This is a genomic window from Pseudonocardia sp. Ae717_Ps2 (assembly GCF_001932475.1).
In the GTDB taxonomy this organism is placed as follows: domain Bacteria; phylum Actinomycetota; class Actinomycetes; order Mycobacteriales; family Pseudonocardiaceae; genus Pseudonocardia.
The window spans coordinates 857043-876002 of the sequence record NZ_MCIS01000001.1; the positions used below are offsets into that span (position 1 = coordinate 857043).

15 protein-coding genes are annotated in these 18960 nt (G+C 73.3%); 8 read left to right on the forward strand and 7 right to left on the reverse strand.

Annotated elements, in window-relative coordinates; translation table 11 throughout:
- Window positions 1-46 precede the first annotated feature (46 nt).
- Window positions 47-2017 (reverse strand): ATP-dependent DNA helicase, encoded by a 1971-nt coding sequence (locus tag Ae717Ps2_RS04220; RefSeq protein ID WP_233147728.1) that lies wholly within the window; start codon window positions 2015-2017, stop codon window positions 47-49.
- A 268-nt stretch (window positions 2018-2285) separates the two neighbouring features.
- Here Ae717Ps2_RS04220 and Ae717Ps2_RS04225 point away from each other — a divergent pair, with 268 nt between their 5' ends.
- Window positions 2286-3176, forward strand: a complete 891-nt coding sequence (locus Ae717Ps2_RS04225; RefSeq protein WP_020625605.1) for a thioesterase family protein — start codon at window positions 2286-2288, stop codon at window positions 3174-3176.
- 739 nt (window positions 3177-3915) lie between these two features.
- Here Ae717Ps2_RS04225 and Ae717Ps2_RS04230 read toward each other — a convergent pair.
- From Ae717Ps2_RS04230 to Ae717Ps2_RS04255, 6 genes are all read right to left on the reverse strand, one after another.
- Window positions 3916-4554 (reverse strand): MBL fold metallo-hydrolase, encoded by a 639-nt coding sequence (locus tag Ae717Ps2_RS04230; protein WP_075332910.1) that lies wholly within the window; start codon window positions 4552-4554, stop codon window positions 3916-3918.
- On the reverse strand, window positions 4554-5642 hold the full coding sequence (locus Ae717Ps2_RS04235; RefSeq protein WP_075333058.1) for an S-(hydroxymethyl)mycothiol dehydrogenase: 1089 nt from the start codon (window positions 5640-5642) through the stop codon (window positions 4554-4556). Before Ae717Ps2_RS04235 ends, Ae717Ps2_RS04230 begins: the two co-directional genes overlap by 1 nt.
- Window positions 5643-5671: 29 nt before the next feature.
- Complete coding sequence (locus tag Ae717Ps2_RS04240) at window positions 5672-6343, reverse strand: GntR family transcriptional regulator (protein WP_075307945.1); 672 nt, start codon at window positions 6341-6343, stop codon at window positions 5672-5674.
- Entirely contained in the window at window positions 6340-7686 is a 1347-nt protein-coding gene (locus Ae717Ps2_RS04245) for a folylpolyglutamate synthase/dihydrofolate synthase family protein (RefSeq protein WP_075307943.1), read from the reverse strand. The genes Ae717Ps2_RS04240 and Ae717Ps2_RS04245 overlap by 4 nt, the downstream gene beginning before the upstream one ends.
- Window positions 7687-7689: 3 nt before the next feature.
- The gene (locus Ae717Ps2_RS04250; protein WP_075307941.1) at window positions 7690-9063 is read right to left on the reverse strand and encodes an L-serine ammonia-lyase; all 1374 of its coding nucleotides are present in this window, start codon (window positions 9061-9063) and stop codon (window positions 7690-7692) included.
- A gap of 108 nt (window positions 9064-9171) precedes the next feature.
- The gene (locus Ae717Ps2_RS04255; RefSeq protein ID WP_075307939.1) at window positions 9172-10611 is read right to left on the reverse strand and encodes an MFS transporter; all 1440 of its coding nucleotides are present in this window, start codon (window positions 10609-10611) and stop codon (window positions 9172-9174) included.
- Window positions 10612-10934: 323 nt separating this feature from the next.
- On the opposite strand from Ae717Ps2_RS04255, the gene Ae717Ps2_RS04260 reads away from it, so the two are divergent.
- The 7 genes from Ae717Ps2_RS04260 to Ae717Ps2_RS04290 all read left to right on the forward strand — a co-directional run bounded on the left by Ae717Ps2_RS04260 (window position 10935) and on the right by Ae717Ps2_RS04290 (window position 18936).
- Entirely contained in the window at window positions 10935-11288 is a 354-nt protein-coding gene (locus Ae717Ps2_RS04260) for a bifunctional 3-phenylpropionate/cinnamic acid dioxygenase ferredoxin subunit (protein WP_020627383.1), read from the forward strand.
- The gene (locus tag Ae717Ps2_RS04265; protein ID WP_075307937.1) at window positions 11288-12457 is read left to right on the forward strand and encodes an NAD(P)/FAD-dependent oxidoreductase; all 1170 of its coding nucleotides are present in this window, start codon (window positions 11288-11290) and stop codon (window positions 12455-12457) included. Before Ae717Ps2_RS04260 ends, Ae717Ps2_RS04265 begins: the two co-directional genes overlap by 1 nt.
- Window positions 12458-12628: 171 nt before the next feature.
- Complete coding sequence (glyA, locus tag Ae717Ps2_RS04270; protein WP_075307935.1) at window positions 12629-13933, forward strand: serine hydroxymethyltransferase; 1305 nt, start codon at window positions 12629-12631, stop codon at window positions 13931-13933.
- Complete coding sequence (locus Ae717Ps2_RS04275) at window positions 13930-15201, forward strand: sarcosine oxidase subunit beta family protein (RefSeq protein WP_075333059.1); 1272 nt, start codon at window positions 13930-13932, stop codon at window positions 15199-15201. Before glyA ends, Ae717Ps2_RS04275 begins: the two co-directional genes overlap by 4 nt.
- A gap of 9 nt (window positions 15202-15210) precedes the next feature.
- On the forward strand, window positions 15211-15501 hold the full coding sequence (locus Ae717Ps2_RS04280) for a sarcosine oxidase subunit delta (RefSeq protein ID WP_020627387.1): 291 nt from the start codon (window positions 15211-15213) through the stop codon (window positions 15499-15501).
- Entirely contained in the window at window positions 15498-18293 is a 2796-nt protein-coding gene (locus tag Ae717Ps2_RS04285; RefSeq protein WP_075307931.1) for a 2Fe-2S iron-sulfur cluster-binding protein, read from the forward strand. Before Ae717Ps2_RS04280 ends, Ae717Ps2_RS04285 begins: the two co-directional genes overlap by 4 nt.
- Entirely contained in the window at window positions 18283-18936 is a 654-nt protein-coding gene (locus tag Ae717Ps2_RS04290; protein ID WP_083702259.1) for a sarcosine oxidase subunit gamma, read from the forward strand. Before Ae717Ps2_RS04285 ends, Ae717Ps2_RS04290 begins: the two co-directional genes overlap by 11 nt.
- The last annotated feature ends 24 nt before the right edge of the window (window positions 18937-18960 follow it).

The window sequence follows — 18960 nt, forward strand, 5'->3', positions numbered from 1 at the left end:
TGCACAATCTATCTCGGGAGGAGGGTCGTCCGCCGTATGGAGCCGGTCACGAGGACCCGCGCAGCCGGCGCAGCGCGCCGTGCACCTTCTCGCGGTCGCTGGTCTCCCAGAACGGGGGCAGGCTCGCCCGCAGGAACCCGCCGTAGCGCGCGGTCGCGATCCGCGGGTCCAGGATGGCGACGACGCCGCGGTCGTCGGTGGCGCGCAGCAGCCGCCCGGCGCCCTGGGCGAGCAGCAGCGCCGCGTGCGTCGCCGACACCGACAGGAAGCCGTTGCCGCCCCGGGCGTCGGTGGCCTTCTGCCGGGCCGCGACCAGCGGGTCGTCCGGGCGGGGGAACGGGATGCGGTCGATGATCACGCAGGACAGCGACGGGCCGGGCACGTCGACGCCCTGCCACAGCGACAGCGTGCCGAACAGCGAGGTCTCCGGGTCTTCGGCGAACCGTTTGACCAGCAGCATCGTGGAGTCGTCGCCCTGGCACAGCAGGGGCGTGTCGAGCTTTCCGCGCAGGGCCTCGGTGGCCTGCTTCGCCGCGCGGATGGAGGAGAACAGACCCAGCGTGCGGCCCCCGGCGGCGCGCACGAGTCCCTCGATCTCCTCGAGGGTCTCCGGCGCCAGCCCGTCGCGGCCCGGGTTGGGCAGCCGGCGCGCCAGGTAGAGGATCCCGGACTTGGCGTGCGCGAACGGCGAACCGACGTCGAGGCCCTGCCAGCGCGGCGCCTCCGGGTCCTGGACGGGGCCGTGCCCCTCGTCGACGCTCGACGGCGGGGTGGAGCCGGCCTCCTTGGGCTGCGCGGCGGGCAGGCCCCACTGCCGGGCCAGCGCGTCGAACGACCCGCCCAGGGCCAGCGTCGCGGAGGTCAACACGGTGGTACGGGTGTTGAACAGCCGCTCGCGCAGCAGCCCGCCCACCGACAGCGGTGCGACCCGCAGCACCTTGTGCCGGGACCCGTCCGGCCCCTGTTCGCCCAGCCAGACGACGTCACGGCGCTTGGCCGCGTCGGTCTCCTTGAACGTCTCGAGCAGCCGCGCGGCGGTGTCGACGACCTCGTCGAGCACGGCCTGGGCGAGCTTGCGGGCGGCCGCGCCCTCCGGGTCGGAGTCGTCACTGCGCTTGTTCGCGCCCATCGCCTGCCGGCAGCCCGCCCCGGCCGACAGGATGGCGTTCAGCGCGCCCGCGGCGGCGGTGGACAGCGACTCCCAGCGCCCGGGGGGCATGTCCTCCAGCACCGCCGCCAGGCCCTCACCGGCCTCCGCGAGCCGGTCCGCGGTGTCCTGGTCGACGAGCTTGCCGCAGCGCCGGGCCGCGGTCGCGACCGTGCCCGCGGTGAGCTCGGCGGTCGCCGCGCCGGTCACCCGGTCCACCAGCTCGTGCGCCTCGTCGACGATCACGACGTCGTGCTCGGGCAGCACCTGCGCCTCGCCCATCGCGTCGATCGCGAGCAGCGCGTGGTTGGTGACGACGATGTCCGCCCGACCCGCCTCGGCCTTCGCCTTCTCCGCGAAGCAGTCCTCACCGACCGGGCAGCGGCTCGCGCCCAGGCACTCCCGCGCCGTCACCGACACCTGCCGCCACGCGGAGTCCGGGACGCCGGGGACCAGCTCGTCGCGGTCCCCGGTCTCGGTGTCCGAGGACCACTCGTGCAGCCGCTTCACCTGCCGCCCGAGCGCCGAGATGGCGAACGCGTCGAACAGCTGGTCCGCCTCGTCGGCGGTGTCTCCCATGTCCCCGTGCAGCTTGTTCATGCACAGGTAGTTGCGCCGCCCCTTGAGGATGGCGAACGTGGGCTCGCGACCCAGCACCTGCTTCAGGCTCTTCGCGACGCGCGGCAGGTCCCGGTCCACGAGCTGGCGTTGGAGCGCGATCGTCGCCGTCGAGACCACGACCGTGGTGTCACGGGCGATCGCGTGCCGGATGGCGGGCACGAGGTAGGCCAGCGACTTCCCGGTGCCGGTGCCCGCCTGCACGGCCAGGTGCTCCCCGGACGACAGCGAGCGGCGCACCGCGTCGGCCATCCGGTCCTGACCCTCGCGGCGCGCACCGCCGACCGAGGTGACGGCCACCTCGAGCAGCTCGTGCACACCGGGCAGGTCCTGGGTACGCACGGGGGCCGTCGAGGGGGGAGGCACGTTCGGCAGGTTACCGAGCACCTCCGACAGGCCCGGCCGTGACCGGGCCGCCCGGCACCCGGGACCGCGCACCCGGTGTATCCGGACAGCTCACCAGGTGTGATATCCGACGGCCGGTTGCCGGTGAGCGGCGACACAGCGTCACGATGGAGGGGTGACAGCAACCATCACCACGCCGACCGTGCCCGAGCCCGGGATGTTCCCGGTGCTGATCGAGCACGAGGCCCGGTACGCCGACCTCGACCCGAGCCGCCGGATCGGCCGCGACGCCCTGGTGCGCTGGTTCGAGGACGCCCGCGTCGCCGTCGAGCGCGACACCTTCGGCGCCGACCTCGTCGCCCGCCTGCAGTCCCGCGTACGACTGCTGCTCGCCGCCATCCGAGTGGACGTGCTGGCCCCGCTGCGGGTCGCCGGCTCCTACCGGATCGGCGTCGGCGTCAGCCACATCGGCACCACGTCGTTCTCCTACCGCTACGCGGTCTTCGCCGGCGACGAGTGCGTCGCCACCGGTGAGTCCACCTCGGTGCACACCGACGGCACCGCCCCGGCCCCGCTGACCGACGAGGTCCGCGGCGCCCTGACGACGCTGCGCATCGACGCCCCGGCCCCGAGCCGTCCCGACCGCGGTGAGGCCCGCGCGGTCCGTGAGAACTACCCGTTCCGCTGGGACGTGCGGACCCGCTTCACCGACCTGGACACCAACCGCCACGTCAACAACGTCGCGCTGGCGGCCTGGTACCTCGACGGCCTCGCCGAGCTGCACTCCGACGTGCTCGGGTACCCGGCGGGCGGCCCGCTCGACGGGCTGTCCCCGTCGTCGCTGTCGGTGCAGTACCTCGAGGAGGTCCACTACCCGGGCATCTACCAGCTCCGCGTCGCGGTCACCGACATCGGCGAGGACACCGTCCGCTACGTCTGCGGCCTGTTCGACGAGCGCCGGCTGATCGGTCTCGCCGAGGCCGAGGGCTTCCACCACGCCCCGGGCGAGGACGGCGACCCGGTCGAGCTGGCCGAGAAGCTCGCCCCGTTCCGCTTCCGGGGCTGAACCGCCGGGGGCCGTGCCCCGTCACGGCCCCCGCCCCTCGCCCTCGGCCGCCCCTCGTTCCGCCGACCCTCGTTCGGCGCCGCCCCCCGTTACGCGCTGCCCGCCGCCCCGCGCTGTCCTCGTTCCGCGCTGTCTGCTCGACCGGTCGCCGAGATGCAGCTCAGCGGGGTCCGTGGCTCACGCGAGCCCGCTGAGCTGCATCTCGGCGCAGGTGCTCCCTGCGACGTGCAGGCCCGGGCCGTCCGCGCGCCCGCCCCGGCTGTGCCGGCCTGTCCCCGCTCTCCGGCCGCGTGCGCGCGCCCTCCGGCGGCACGTCCGGCCGTGAACCCCGGCCGCGGTCCTCGGCTGCGGTGCTCGGGTGCGCTGGGGCGGGTCCGTCCGGTCGCGCCGTACGGCGTGCTCAGCTCATGCGTGGTGCTTCCCGTTGCCCGGGTACCCGGCCGCTGTCACGACCCGTTTCGGCGCTGTGGGCGGCCCGGCGGCCGTACCGCTGTGCGCGGCGCAGCCGGCGCGATCGTCGCAGTTCGTGGGCGACCAGCCGATGTTCGTGGAGTACCCGGCCGGCCGCTTCGCCCGGCGGGTCCCCGTCGGGCCTGCTCCCATGCCGGTGGTCGGTCGCCGAGATGCAGCTCAGGGGGAGTCGTGGCTCGTCCGAGCCCGCTGAGCTGCATCTCGGTGTAGGAACCGCTGCGGCCCGGCCCCTGGGTGTGAGGGGCCGGGCCGCAGCGGGGGTGTCGGGTCAGGATCGGTTGCGGATCCATTCGTCGAGGTGGGGTGCTTCGTCGCCGATGGTGGTGGGGTCTCCGTGTCCGGTGCGGACGCGGGTGTCGGCGGGGAGGGTGAGCAGGGTGGTGCGGATGGACTCGATGATGGTGTCGAAGTTGGAGTAGGAGCGTCCGGTGGCGCCGGGTCCGCCGTGGAACAGGGTGTCGCCGGTGAACACGATGCCGAGTTCGGGTGCGTAGAGGCAGGACGAGCCCGGTGAGTGGCCGGGGGTCTGCAGCACCCGCAGGTCGATCCCGCCCGCGGTCAGGGTCTGCCCGTCGGACAGTTCCTGGTCGGGTGTGCGGTCGGGCCAGGTCATGTCCCACAGGACGTGTTCGGCGGGGTTGAGCAGGATCGGTGCGTCGAAGCGGTCGGCGAGGGTGGGTGCTTGGTTGATGTGGTCGTCGTGGGCGTGGGTGCACACGATGGCCTTCACGGTGCGGTCGCCGACGGCGTGGGTGATGGCGTCGGCGTCGTGGGCGGCGTCGATGACGAGGACTTCGTGGTCGTCGCCGATGATCCAGACGTTGTTGTCGACGTCGAAGGATCCGCCGTCGAGGTTGAAGGTGCCGGAGGTGACGACGTGGTCGATGGGGGAGTCGGTCGGGGCCATCAGAGGATCACGACCGATCGGAGGACGTCGCCGGCGTGCATTTTGTCGAAGGCGGTTTCGATGTCGTCGATGCTGATGGTTTCGGTGACGAATTTGTCGAGGGGGAGGCGGCCTTGGAGGTAGAGGTCGATGTAGGTGGGGAAGTCGCGTGAGGGTAGGCAGTCGCCGTACCAGGAGGATTTGAGGGCGCCGCCGCGGCCGAAGTAGTCGATGAGCGGGATCTGGGGGGCGTGCAGGTCGGGGGTGGGGACGCCGACGAGGACGACGGTGCCGGCGAGGTCGCGGGCGTAGAAGGCCTGTTTGTAGGTTTCGGGTCGTCCGACGGCGTCGATGACGACGTCGGCGCCGTTGCCGTCGGTCACGGACTGGATGAACTCGACCGGGTCCTGTTCGGTGGCGTTGACGGTGTGGGTGGCGCCGAACTCTTCGGCCCACTTGAGTTTCCGCGGGTCGGTGTCGACGGCGATGATGGTGGTGGCGCCGGCGAGTGTGGCGCCGGCGATGGCGGCGTCGCCGACGCCGCCGCAGCCGATGACGGCGATGGAGTCTCCGCGCCCGACGCCGCCGGTGTTGATGGCGGCGCCGAGGCCGGCCATGACGCCGCAGCCGAGGAGGCCGGCGGCTTTCGGGTCTGCGTCGGGGTTGACCTTGGTGCATTGTCCGGAGTGGACGAGGGTCTTCTCGATGAAGGCGCCGATGCCGAGGGCGGGGGACAGTTCGGTGCCGTCTTCGAGGGTCATCTTCTGTGTCGCGTTGTGGGTGTCGAAGCAGTACTGGGGCTTGCCCTTGTTGCAGGCGCGGCACTGTCCGCAGACCGCGCGCCAGTTGAGGACGACGTAGTCGCCGGGGGCGATGTCGGTGACGCCGTCGCCGACGGTTTCGACGATGCCGGCGGCTTCGTGGCCGAGGAGGAAGGGGAACTCGTCGTTGATGCCGCCGAGTTTGTAGTGCAGGTCGGTGTGGCAGACCCCGCAGGCCTGGATCTTCACCACGGCCTCACCGGGGCCGGGATCGGGGACGATGATCGTCTCGACCGAGACCGGCTTGCCCTTCTCGAGGGCGACGACGCCCTGGACACGCTGCGGCACAGTGGGTTCCTTTCCGTAGGGGAGCGGGTTCAGAGGACCGCGCGGACGGCGGTCTCGAAGCCGAGGACGTGCTCGCGGCTGACGGCCTCGGCGCGGTCGGCGTCGCCGTCGGCGATCGCCTCCAGCAGCGCGATGTGCTCGTGCACGTGGTGGCCGACCTGGTCCATGCGGTCGACGAACAGGCAGTGGATCCGGGTGGCCAGGTGGTAGTAGCGGGTGAGCGTGTCCTCCAGGTACGGGTTCCCGGCGGCCCGGTAGACCGACCGGTGCACCGTCACGTCCCACCGCATGAGCTCGATCCGGCTCATCCGCGGCGCCTCGAGCGCGGCGACCCGCCCGGCCAGCTCACGCAGCTCCTCGCGCCGCCACGCCGGGGCGACGGCGGCGGCCCGCCGGGCAGCGGTCGGCTCCAGCACCGTCCGCACCTCGCCGACGTCGCGCAGGTCGGAGATGTCGACGGCGGTCGCGAACGTCCCGCGTCGCGGATAGGACACGACGAGCCGCTCGGTCTCCAGCCGCTTGAGCGCCTCGCGCACCGGGGTGCGGCCCAGGCCGAGCCGGGTCGAGAGGGCCTCGTCGTCGATCGGGGCCAGCGGCGGGATCTCCAGCATGATCAGCTGGTCCCGGATGGCCACGTAGGCCCGGTCGGCCAGCGACCGCGGGCTGTCGAAGTCCACGAACACGTCCTCGGTGATCGTCATGCCGGCTGCCCCTCGGGGACGGCCGCGCGGTCCAGCCGCGACGCGACCGCGCCGGGCAGCCGGAACGACCCGGTCACCACCACGGGGTCGCCCCCGCCGGTGGCCAGCGCGTGGTCGACGGCGTCGGCCGGGTCCGCGACGGCGACGGCCGACATCCCGGCCGCCGTCGCCGCCGCGGCGACCTCGGACGGGCTCCAGTGCCGCGACGGGTGGTCCCCGCCCGGCAGCCCGGTCGCGACGACCCGCGCCCCGGTCCCGGCGACCGCCCGGACGGCCTCGCCCAGGTCCTTGTCCCTGGCCAGCGCCAGCACCCAGGTCACCGGGGCGCCCGGGTGGGTCTCGGCCACCGTGGTGGCCAGCGCGGACAGCTTCAGTGCGTCGTGCGCACCGTCGAGCACCACCGGGGTCCCGGCGACGGTGCGCCGCTCGAACCGCCCCGGCAGCGAGGTCAGCGCCAGCCCCTGACGGACGGCGAGCGGGTCGAGCCGCCAGCCGTCGCGCCGGGCCAGCACCGACACCGCGTGCAGGGCCAGCACCGCGTTCCCGGCCTGGTGCCTGCCGTGCAGGCCCAGCGGAACGTCCGACCAGCCGGCCAGGTCCACGGTGGTGCCGCCCGGACCGATCCGGGCCAGCGCGGCCGCGGCGGCGACGTCCACGACGTCGACCAGGGTGTCGCGGCGCGCCGCCTCCCTGGCCACAGCCGCGTCGGTCTCGGGGCCGCCACGGGCCAGCACCGCGCGGCCGCCGACCGGCAGGATCCCGGCCTTCTGCGTGGCGATCTCGCCGAGCGTGCTGCCGAGCATGTCGACGTGGTCCAGGCCGATCGCGGTGAGCACGGCCAGCTTGTCCGTGCGGGCGACGACGTTCGTCGGGTCCAGCCGGCCCCCGATTCCGGTCTCGACGACGGCGTAGTCGGCCCGCCCGGCGACGGCGGCGAACCCGAGTGCGGTCACCACCTCGAAGAACGAGCAGCGCTCACCCCGGCGCGCCTCGACCGCGGCCACCGAACCCGCGACGGCGGCGAGCCGGTCGTCGAGCACGTCCGCGCGGACCGGGAGGTCACCGAGGCGGAACCGCTCGCGGATGCCGTAGACGTGCGGCGAGGCCTGCACCCCGACCCGGAACCCGTGCCGGGTCAGCAGCGACGCGACGAACGCGCACACCGACCCCTTGCCCGCAGTCCCCGCGACGTGCACGGTCCGCACGGCCTCCTGCGGGTCACCCAGCCCGGCCAGCACCTCGCGGGTGCGCTCCCGGGGCGCGTCGGGCGCGGTGCCGTTGCGGCGCCCGGTCGCCGGCCGCGACAGCAGGAACCGCTCCAGGTCGTCCTGATCGGAGAACACGGCTCAGCACTCGACGATGTTCAGTGCGAGACCACCGCGGGCGGTCTCCTTGTACTTGTCCTTCATGTCCGCACCCGTCTCCCGCATCGTCTTGATGGCCTTGTCCAGCGAGACGTGGTGCATCCCGTCGCCGTGCGCCGACATCCGCGCCGCGGTGATGGCCTTGATCGAGGCGACCGCGTTCCGTTCGATGCACGGGATCTGCACCAGCCCGCCGACCGGGTCGCAGGTCAGACCCAGGTTGTGCTCGATGCCGATCTCGGCGGCATTCTCGACCTGCTCGGGTGTGGCGCCCATGATCTCCGCGAGCCCGGCGGCCGCCATCGCGCAGGCCGACCCGACCTCGCCCTGGCAGCCGACCTCGGCGCCGGAGATCGAGGCGTTCTCCTTGAACAGCAGCCCGACGGCTCCCGCGGTGAGCAGGAACCGGACGACGGAGTCGTCGTCGAAGCCGGGCAGGAACCGCTCCGCGTAGTGCAGCACGGCCGGGACGATCCCGGCGGCGCCGTTGGTGGGGGCGGTGACGACCCGCCCGCCCGCCGCGTTCTCCTCGTTCACGGCGAGGGCGTAGAGGGTCACCCACTCCATAGCGTGCAGCGCGTCCGGCTCGCCGGTCGCCGCCTCCAGCCGCTCGCGCAGCGCCATCGCCCGGCGCCGGACCCTGAGCCCGCCGGGCAGCGTGCCGCCGGTGCGGGCGCCGCGCTCGACGCACTCCTGCATCACCGACCAGATGTGCAGCAGCTCGCTGCGCACCACGTCCTCGGTGCGCCGGGACAACTCGTTGGCCAGCATGATGTCGGAGATCGACAGGCCGTGGGTGCGGGTGAGGCCGAGCAGCTCGTCGCCGGTGGTGAAGGGGTACGCGACCGGGGTCGCGTCCGCCACCAGGACGGGGCGGCCCGCCTCGTCGGAGTCGAGGACGAAGCCGCCGCCGACCGAGTAGTACTCGCGCTTGTCGAGGACGGCGCCGTCGGCGTCGAAGGCCTGCAAGAGCATGCCGTTGGAGTGGAAGTCGAGCCGACGGCGCCGGTGCAGGACGACGTCGTCGTCGGCGGCGAAGACGATCTCGTGCTCGCCGCCGAGGCGGATCCGGCCCTCGGCGCGCACCCGCTCGACCATCGGGTCGGCGGCGACCGGATCGACCAGGTGCGGCTCGTGCCCGGCCAGGCCCAGCACGACCGCCTTCACGCTGCCGTGGCCGTGCCCGGTCGCGCCGAGCGAACCGAAGAGCTCCACCCGCACCGACGCCGTCCGGGTCAGGTCGCCCGAGGCCCGCAGCCGCCCGACGAAGCGGGACGCGGCCCGCATCGGCCCCACGGTGTGCGAGCTGGACGGGCCGATGCCGACCTTGAACATGTCGAACACGGAGATGCTCACGGTCGCTCCGATCCACGCCGGGCTCTGGTCATGCCGACGATGTTAGACTGATATATCAATCGTGCCAAGAGGGGGCGCGGGTCGGCCCGCACCGGTGCCGCGGGCGGGTCAGTGCGTGTGATCGTAGGGCTGCTCGAGCGGGATGCCGTCGGCCGACATCGGCGGCGGGGGCAGGTCCGCGCTGGAGGTCAGCGGTGCCGCGCCGGCCAGCGGTCGGCCCGCGGACTCGGGCAGGAACACCACGGCGACGACGCCGACCAGACCCGCGGCGACGAGGAAGTACCCCGGCCAGTCGAGGTTGCCGGTGGCGGTCACGGCGGTCTCGATCAGCGTCGGTGCGGTGCCCGCGAACAGCGACACCGACAGGTTGAACACCACGCCCAGGCCGCCGTAGCGGACCATGGTCGGGAACTGCGCGGGCAGTGTCGAGGGCAGCACCGCGGCGAAGCCGACCAGGACCACGGCCAGCAGCAGCAGCCCGACGAACTGGCCGACCATGCCGTCGCGCATCAGCCAGACCGCGGGCAGTCCGACGGCCACGAGGGTCAGGCTCGTGACCATCAGGACCGGTTTGCGGCCGATCCGGTCACTGAGCCTGCCCACCCCGGTGATCACGCACAGCATGAGCAGCATGACCGCGACGAGCATGGCGCCGGTGGCGGCCCCGGAGGCGCCGTGCTGGCCGTGCCGGGGGAGCGTCCCGGTCAGGTAGGTGGGCATGTAGTTGGTCAGGACGTAGTTGGTGACGTTCCAGGCGACGGCCAGCGCCGCGGTCACCAGGGCCGGCACCCGGTAGCGGCGGACCAGGATCTGCATCGCCCGCCGGTAGGGCATCGTCGCGAGCGCGGGGGAGCGTTCCATCAGCTGTCGGAACGCCGGGGTGTCCTCCAGGCGCATCCGCAGGTAGATGCCGGCTATCCCGAGGGGGAGGGCGAGCAGGAACGGGATCCGCCAGCCCCAGTCGAGCAGGTCCTGCTCGGGCAGCACCGCGACGAGCGCGCCGCAGACACCCGCGCCGAGCATGTAGCCGGTGATCGTGCCGAACTCCAGCCAGCTGCCGAAGAACCCGCGACGGCGGTCGGGCGCGTACTCCGCGACCAGGGTCAGCGCACCGGTGTACTCCCCGCCCGCGGAGAAGCCCTGCAGCATCCGGATGAGCAGCACCAGCAGCGGCGCGGCGACCCCTGCCGTCTCGTAGGAGGGCACGAGGCCCAGTGCGAGCGTCGCGACGGTCATCAACAGGACCGTGAACGCGAGCACCCGGGTGCGGCCGATCCGGTCCCCGAGCGGGCCGAACACGAACCCGCCGAGCGGCCGGACGACGAACGCGGCAGCGAACGTCGCCAGCGTCAGCGTCAGTGACCATTCGCCGGCCTCCGGGTAGAAGACCCGGTTCAGCACCACCGCGGAGAGGAAGGAGAAGAGGCCGAAGTCGTACCACTCGGCGATGTTGCCGACCGATGCCGCCGCAGCCGCCCGGCGGACAGTGCGCTCCTCCTCGACCGCGACCGGACCGCGACGTCGGGGCCTGCGCGGTCCCTCGGTCATGGTCCCCCCTCGGATCGATCGGCCGCGTCGCGGCAGCCACGCCGACGTGGCGATGCAGTATCGCCACACCATCATTCTCACGGCCATGGTGTCACGTGTCCACGAGTGATATATCTTTCGTCGACGGGCGGCCCGGAATGTGCCGGTGCCGGTTTCCGGGCCCTTTCGGTCACTGGGGACAGCCGCTCACTTTTCCACGTCGTGACGCCGATGCCCCTCGCGGCCGGTCGAGAAAATCCCTCGTTGACGGCTGCGACCTGCGGCCTCACCATACGGTTGCGCATGGCATGGCGAGTTTCGCGATAGGCAACAGTGGAGGAACCATGATCTTCGTGGGCGAGCTGTCCGACATCCCCGTCGGGGAGTCCGTTCGTGTCCAGGGGACGGTGCCCATCGCCGTCTTCAACGTCGACGGCGATCTGTACGCGATCGACGACACGTGCACCCACCAGGACGCCTCGCTGTCCGACGGATGGCTCGAGGACTGTGCGGTGGAGTGCCCGCTGCACGCGGCCTGCTTCGACCTGCGGACCGGGATGCCGAGCGGCCCGCCCGCGAAGACACCCGTCCGCACGCACCAGGTGGTGGTCGCCGACGGCGTGGTCCACGTCGTCGAGTCCGTCCCCGCCTCCGGCGTCGCGACCGGCGCCCGTCCGGGCGTACAGGCCGGAACCTGATGCGCGACGTCACGGTCGTCGGTGCCTCGCTCGCCGGTCTTGCGACCGTGCGCGCCCTGCGCGCCCAGGGGTTCACCGGGACGATCACGGTCGTCGGGGACGAGAAGCACCTGCCCTACGACCGCCCTCCGCTGTCCAAGGAGTTCCTCGCCGGGAGCTCCGACGAGGACGCCATCGCCCTGACCGAGGACGACGACGCCGCGCTCGGCGTCGACTGGCGCCTCGGTCGCACCGCACTCGCCCTCGACGGTCCGACCCGGACCGTCACCCTCGACGACGGCTCGACCCTCTCGGCCGACGCCGTCGTCCTCGCCACGGGCGCCCGCGCCCGGAACCTGCCGGGCGAGCTGCCCGGCGGGGTGCACACCCTGCGCACCCTCGACGACGCCCGCGCGCTGCGCGCCGACCTCGTCCCCGGCCGGCGTCTGGTGGTGATCGGCGCCGGGTTCGTCGGGGCCGAGGTCGCCTCGACCGCACACGGCCTCGGTCTGGAGGTCACGATCGTCGAGGCCGCGCCGGTGCCGCTGCAGCGGGCTCTCGGGCCCGAGATGGGCGCCGCCTGCGGCCGCCTGCACGCCGCCGCCGGGGTGCCGCTGCTCCTCGGGGCGGGTGTGGCCCGGCTCGTCGGTTCGCCCCGGGTCACCGGGGTCGAGCTCACCGACGGCCGGGAGCTGCCCGCCGACGTCGTCGTGGTCGGGATCGGCGCGCTGCCCAACGTCGAATGGCTCGAAGGCTCCGGCGTCGAGCTCGACGACGGCGTGGTCACCGACGCCGAGGGCCGCACCAACCTGCCCGGGATCGTGGCGGTGGGGGACTGCGCCAGCGCGCACCGCGCCTACACCGGCAACCGGCTGCGCCTGGAGCACTGGACCAACGCCCTGCAGCAGCCCGCCGTCGCGGCCGCGGCGTTGCTCGGCGCCGAGCACTCGCTGCCCGCGCACCACGCGGTGCCCTACTTCTGGTCCGACCAGTACGGGCACAACATCCAGTTCGCCGGCCACCGGGACGCCGACGGCACGGTCCGGATCGACGACGGCGACCCCGAGGGCGACGGCGGCTTCCTCGCGGTGTTCCTCGACGCCGAGGGCGAGGCCGTCGGCGTGCTCGGCGTCGACCGTCCCCGGCCCTTCGGGCGGATGCGCCGGGAGCTGGCGAAACGGATCCGCTGACCCGGCTCGTCACCTGCGGCGCAGGTCCTCGTGGGGACCTGCGCCGCAGGCGTGTCCCGGCCCGGTCGCACGGGCCACGATCAGCCTCTTGACCTGCCGGGACCGCCCGTGCGACGCTGAACGCAGACAGTTGATATATCAGTCCGCTGGAGAAGATATCTGGAGGTGCCCATGACGACGTTCGCCGTGGATCGGGGTCCGTCGAACGGTGCGGCGGGGGTCCTCGACGGGACGCTGCGCGACGTGGACCCGGAGGTGCACGCGGCCGTCGCCGCCGAGCTGGGTCGCCAGCGCGGCACCCTGGAGATGATCGCCAGCGAGAACTTCGCGCCGCTGGCCGTGATGCAGGCGCAGGGCTCGGTGCTCACCAACAAGTACGCCGAGGGCTACCCCGGCCGCCGCTACTACGGCGGGTGCGAGCACGTCGACGTCGTCGAGCAGCTCGCCATCGACCGCGTGAAGGCGCTGTTCGGCGCCGACTACGCCAACGTCCAGCCGCACTCCGGTGCCCAGGCCAACGCCGCCGCCATGGCCGCGCTGCTCGACCCGGGCGACACCATCCTGGGTCTCGACCTGGCACACGGCGGGCACCTCACCCACGGGATGCGGCTCAACTTCTCCGGCCGGCTCTACGACGTCGCCGCCTACCACGTCCGCGCCGAGGACCACCGGGTCGACATGGCCGAGGTCGAGCGCCTGGCCCACGAACGCCGCCCCAAGCTGATCGTCGCCGGGTGGTCGGCCTACCCGCGGCAGCTCGACTTCGCCGAGTTCCGGCGGATCGCCGACGCGGTCGGTGCCCGCCTGATGGTCGACATGGCGCACTTCGCCGGTCTCGTCGCGGCCGGGCTGCACCCGTCGCCGGTGCCCCACGCCGACATCGTCACCAGCACCACGCACAAGACCCTCGGCGGCCCGCGCGGCGGCATCATCCTGGCCCGGGCCGAGCTCGCGAAGAAGCTCAACTCGCAGGTCTTCCCCGGCCAGCAGGGCGGCCCGCTGGAGCACGTGATCGCGGCCAAGGCCGTCGCGTTCAAGCTGGCCGGTGAGCCCGCGTTCGCCGAGCGCCAGCAGCGCACCCTGGAAGGTGCCCGGATCGTCGCCGAGCGGCTGGTCCAGGAGCCCGGCGTCGGCGTGGTCTCCGGCGGCACCGACGTCCACCTGGTCCTGGTCGACCTGCGCGACTCCGAGCTCGACGGCAAGCAGGCCGAGGACCGGCTGCACCGGGTCGGCATCACCGTCAACCGCAACGCGGTCCCGTTCGACCCGCGCCCGCCGATGGTGAGCTCCGGGGTCCGGATCGGCACCCCCGCACTGGCCGCCCGCGGCTTCGGCGCCGAGGACTTCACCGAGGTCGCCGACGTCATCGCCCGCGCGCTGCGCCCCGCCGCGGGCGACGCCGAGCTCGACGAGCTGGCCGCCCGCGTCACCGTCCTCGCCGACCGCCACCCCCTCTACCCGGAGCTGACGGCATGAGCACCGAGCACACCGGCACCGAGAACGCGCCCCCCGGGGCCCACCTGCCCGAGCACCCCGACGCCCTGTGGCGCAACCCCGAGCCGAAGCGCTCCTACGACGTGGTCATCGTCGGCGGCGGCGGGCATGGCCTGGCCACCGCCCACTACCTGGTCAAGAACCACGGCATCACCAACGTCGCGGTGCTGGAGAAGGGGTGGCTGGCCGGCGGCAACATGGCCCGCAACACCACCCTCATCCGCTCGAACTACCTGTGGGACGAGTCGGCCTTCATCTACGAGCACGCCCTGAAGCTGTGGGAGGGGCTGGAGGAGGACCTCGGCTACCCGATCCTGTTCTCCCAGCGCGGCGTGCTGAACCTCGCCCACACCGAGCAGGACGTGCGCGACTCGGTCCGCCGGGTCGAGGCGAACAAGCTCAACGGGATCGACGCCGAGTACCTCGGCCCCGACGACGTCGCGAAGATCTGCCCGATCGTCAACGTCTCGCACGACATCCGCTACCCGGTGCTCGGCGCGACCTACCAGCCCCGTGCCGGCATCGCCAAGCACGACTACGTGGCCTGGGGCTTCGCCCGCCGCGCCGACGAGGCCGGGGTGGATCTCATCCAGGACTGCGAGATGCTGGACTTCGTGACCGAGGGCTCCGTCGAGGACGGCACGGCCCGGGTCACCGGGATCCGGACCAGCCGGGGCGACATCGCCTGCGGGCAGGTCGCGCTCTGCGCGGCCGGGCACACCTCGACCCTGCTCGACCGGCTCGGCGTCGACACCCCGCTGCAGTCGCACCCGCTGCAGGCGCTGGTGTCCGAGCTGCTGGAGCCGGTGCACCCGACGATCGTCATGTCGAACGCGGTGCACGTCTACGTCTCCCAGGCGCACAAGGGCGAGCTCGTGATGGGCGCCGGCGTCGACTCCTACAACGGCTACGGCCAGCGCGGCGCCTTCCACATCATCGAGCGCCAGATGGCCGCCGCGGTCGAGCTGTTCCCGGTGTTCGCCCGGGCGCACCTGCTGCGCAGCTGGGCGGGCATCGTCGACGTCACCCCGGACGCGTCGCCGATCGTGGGCCGCACGCCGTACACGAACGTGCTGGTCAACTCCGGCTGGGGGACCGGTGGGTTCAAGGTGACCCCCGGGCTGGGCTGGTGCCTGGCCCACACCATCGCCACCGACGAGCTGCACCCGCACATCGCCCCGTTCGCCCTCGACCGGTTCGTCACCGGCGCGCTCGTCGACGAGCACGGCGCCGCCGGCGTCGCCCACTAGGAGCCCGACGTGCAACTCATCGACTGCCCCTGGTGCGGCCCCCGCGAGGAGGTCGAGTTCCACTACGGCGGACAGGCCCACGTCGCGTACCCGGCCGCACCGGCCGAGCTCGACGACGAGCAGTGGGCGCACTACGTGTTCTTCCGGGACAACCCGAAGGGCCCGTTCGCCGAGCGCTGGAGCCACTCCGCGGGCTGCCGCCGCTGGTTCAACGCCGTCCGCGACACCCACACCTACCGGTTCCTCGCCGTCTACCCGATGGGCGAGGCCCGGCCGCAGATCCCGGGGACCCGCACATGACCCGCATCGACGGGTACGGGCGCATCGACCGCACCCGTACACTGACCTTCGTCTTCGACGGCACCACCTACACCGGTCACCCGGGCGACACGCTCGCCTCGGCACTGCTCGCGCACGGCGTCACCGTGCTCGGCGGCTCGGTCAAGCTCGGCCGCCCCCGCGGCATCGGCGGGGCCTGGACCGAGGACCCGGTCGGCCTCGTGCAGATCGAGGAGCCGTTCCCCGAGCCGATGCTGCAGGCCGCCACCGTCGAGCTGTACGACGGCCTGGTCGCCCGCGGGCTGAACGGGCAGGGCCGGCTGGCGACCGTGCCCGACACCGCGCGGTACGACCGCCGCCACGCCCACTGCGACACCCTGGTGGTCGGCGCCGGCCCGGCCGGGCTGCTCGCCGCGCGCACCGCGGCCCGTCGCGGCGACCGCGTGGTGCTCGTCGACGACCGTCTGGAGGCCGGCGGCTCGCTCGTCCCGACCGACCGGATCGACGGCCGCGCCGCGCACCGCTGGGTCGCCGACGTCGTCGCCGAGCTGGCCGAGAACCCCGAGGTGCGCCACCTGCAGCGCACCACCGCCTTCGGCCACTACGACGACGGGTTCGTCCTGGCCCTGGAGCGGCGCACGAGCATCGGCGCCGACCACCTCGGCACAGCCCCGGCGCACCGGTCCCGCCAGCGGGTGCACCGCATCCGCGCCGGGAAGGTCGTCGTCGCGGCCGGCGCGATCGAGCGCCCCGTGGTGTTCGCCGACAACGACCGGCCGGGCGTCATGCTCGCCTCCGCGGCGCGCGAGTACCTGCACCGCTACGGCGTGCTCGCCGGCCGCGAGGTCGTCGTGTTCACCACCGACGACGCCGCCTACCTGGCCGCCGCCGACCTGGCCGGTGCCGGCGCCCGGGTGACCCTCGTCGACGCCCGCTCCGAACTGCCCGCCGAGCGCGCGCGGGAGTGCACCGAGGCCGGGGTGGCCCTGCGCGCCGGGGCCACCGTCGTCGGCTCCGACGGCGACGACGCGGGCCGGGTGTCCGCCGCGCACGTCGCGACCGGCGACGGCACCGAGGTGCTGGCGTGCGACCTGCTGCTGGTCTCCGGCGGCTGGACGCCGACCGCGCACCTGTTCAGCCACGTCCGCGGCCAGCTCGTCTACGACGCGGGCCTGGGCGCCTTCCGTCCCGGCGCCGCGGTCGCGGGCACCGAGGTGATCGGCGCCGCCAACGGCACCCTCGACCTGGCCGGCTGCCTGTACGACGGCGCGGGCGGCGACGCCCCGAGCTCGGCACCCGAGCCGGCGCGCACCCCCGGCCTGGTGCTGTGGCGCACCGCGGGCGACTCCACGCGCCAGTTCGTCGACATCGCGCGCGACGCGACGGTGGCCGACATCGAGCGGGCCGTCGGCGCCGGGCTGCGCTCGGTGGAGCACGTGAAGCGCTACACCACCATCGGCACCGCCCACGACCAGGGGAAGACCTCCGGCACCATCGCCTCCGGGATCACCGCGGAGCTGCTGGGCCGCCCGGCGGGCGACCTCGGGACCACCACGTTCCGCCCGCCCTACACCCCGGTGTCGTTCGCCGCGCTCGCCGGCCGCGAGCGCGGGGACCTGTTCGACCCGGTCCGCACCACCGCGGTGCACCCGTGGCACGTCGCCCACGGCGCGGTGTTCGAGGACGTCGGCCAGTGGAAGCGACCGCGCCACTACCCGCTGGCCGGGGAGGACATGGACGCCGCCGTGCTGCGCGAGTGCGCCGCGGCCCGCCGCGACGTCGCGATCATGGACGGCTCCACGCTGGGCAAGATCGACGTCCAGGGACCGGACGCGGGGCAGTTCCTCGACCTCGTCTACACCAACCTGATGAGCAGCCTGAAGGTCGGCCGCGTCCGCTACGGCGTCATGTGCGGCAACGACGGCATGGTCACCGACGACGGCACCGTGCTGCGCATCGCCGAGGACCGCTTCCTGCTCACCACGACCACCGGCGGCGCGGCCTCGGTGCTGGACCACCTCGAGGACTGGCGCCAGACCGAGGTGCCGCACCTGAAGGTGAACCTCACGTCGGTCACCGAGCACTGGGCGGTGTTCCCGGTCGTCGGGCCTCGCTCGCGCGACGTGATCTCCGCCGTGTTCCCCGGTGTCGACGCCTCCGCCGCGGCGTTCGAGTTCATGACCTGGCGCGACACCGAGCTCGACGGCGTCGGGGTCCGGCTGGCCCGGATCTCCTTCTCCGGCGAGCTGGCCTTCGAGGTCAACGTCGACGCCCGGTACGGCCTGGCCGTCTGGGAGCGGCTGATCGCGGCCGGCGAGCCGTACGGGATCACCCCCTACGGCACGGAGACGATGCACGTCCTGCGCGCCGAGAAGGGCTACCCGATCATCGGGCAGGACACCGACGGCACCGTCTCCCCACACGACCTGGGGATGAGCTGGGCGGTGTCGAAGAAGAAGGTCGACTTCGTCGGCAAGCGCTCCTTCGCCCGCGCCTCCAACACCGACCCGATGCGCAAGCACCTGGTCGGGCTGCTCCCGACCGACCGCGGCACCCGGCTGCCGGAGGGCGCGCAGATCGTCGAGTTCTCACCCGACGGCACCCTGCCCCCGCCGCCGGTCCCGATGCTCGGCCACGTCACCTCCAGCTACCTGTCCGCGGAGCTGGAGCGGCCGTTCGCCCTGGCCCTGCTCAAGGGCGGCCGCGACCGCATCGGCGACGTCGTGCACGTCCCGCACCAGGGGGCGCTGGTCCCGGTCGAGATCACCGGACCCGTCCTCGTCGACCCGGAAGGAGCCCGCCGTGACGGCTGAGTCGATCCCGCTGCCCACGACCCACCCGCTCGACGCCCACATCCCGGCGCTGGCCGCCCTGTCCCGCGACACCGGGGGCGATCTCACGGTCGAGGTGCTCCCGGTCGCGCAGTCGGTGACGCTGCGGCTCGACCCGTCCGCACCGGCCCGTGCCGGTGTCGACGCCGCGCTCGGGGTCCCGCTGCCGGTCCGGCCCAACACCTGGGTCGACACCGGTGACGGCGAGGTCGTCTGGCTCGGCCCCGACGAGTGGCTGGTCACCAGCCACACCGGGAACCGGGGCGTCGGCGAGGCTGCGCTGCGCGCACTCGTCGCCGGTGACACCGGCGTCGGGGGCGCCGCGACCGACACCTCCGCCCAGCGCGTCGTCCTGCGGATCGGCGGCCGGCTCGCCCGCGAGCTGCTGTCCTTCGGCTGCGCGCTCGACCTGCACCCGCGCTCGTTCCCGGCCGGGAGCAGCGCCCAGACGCTGCTCGGCCGGGCCGCCGTGCTCCTGCTGGCCCGCGACGACCGGTCCGACGCCGACGGGGGAGCGGTGTTCGACCTGCACGTGCGCAGCTCGTTCGCCGGCTACCTCGCGGACTGGCTGCTCGACGCCGCCCTCGAGTTCGGCGGCTCCGGCGTCCCGTCCCTCGCCCGCTGACCCGCCCGACGACCACGCACAAGG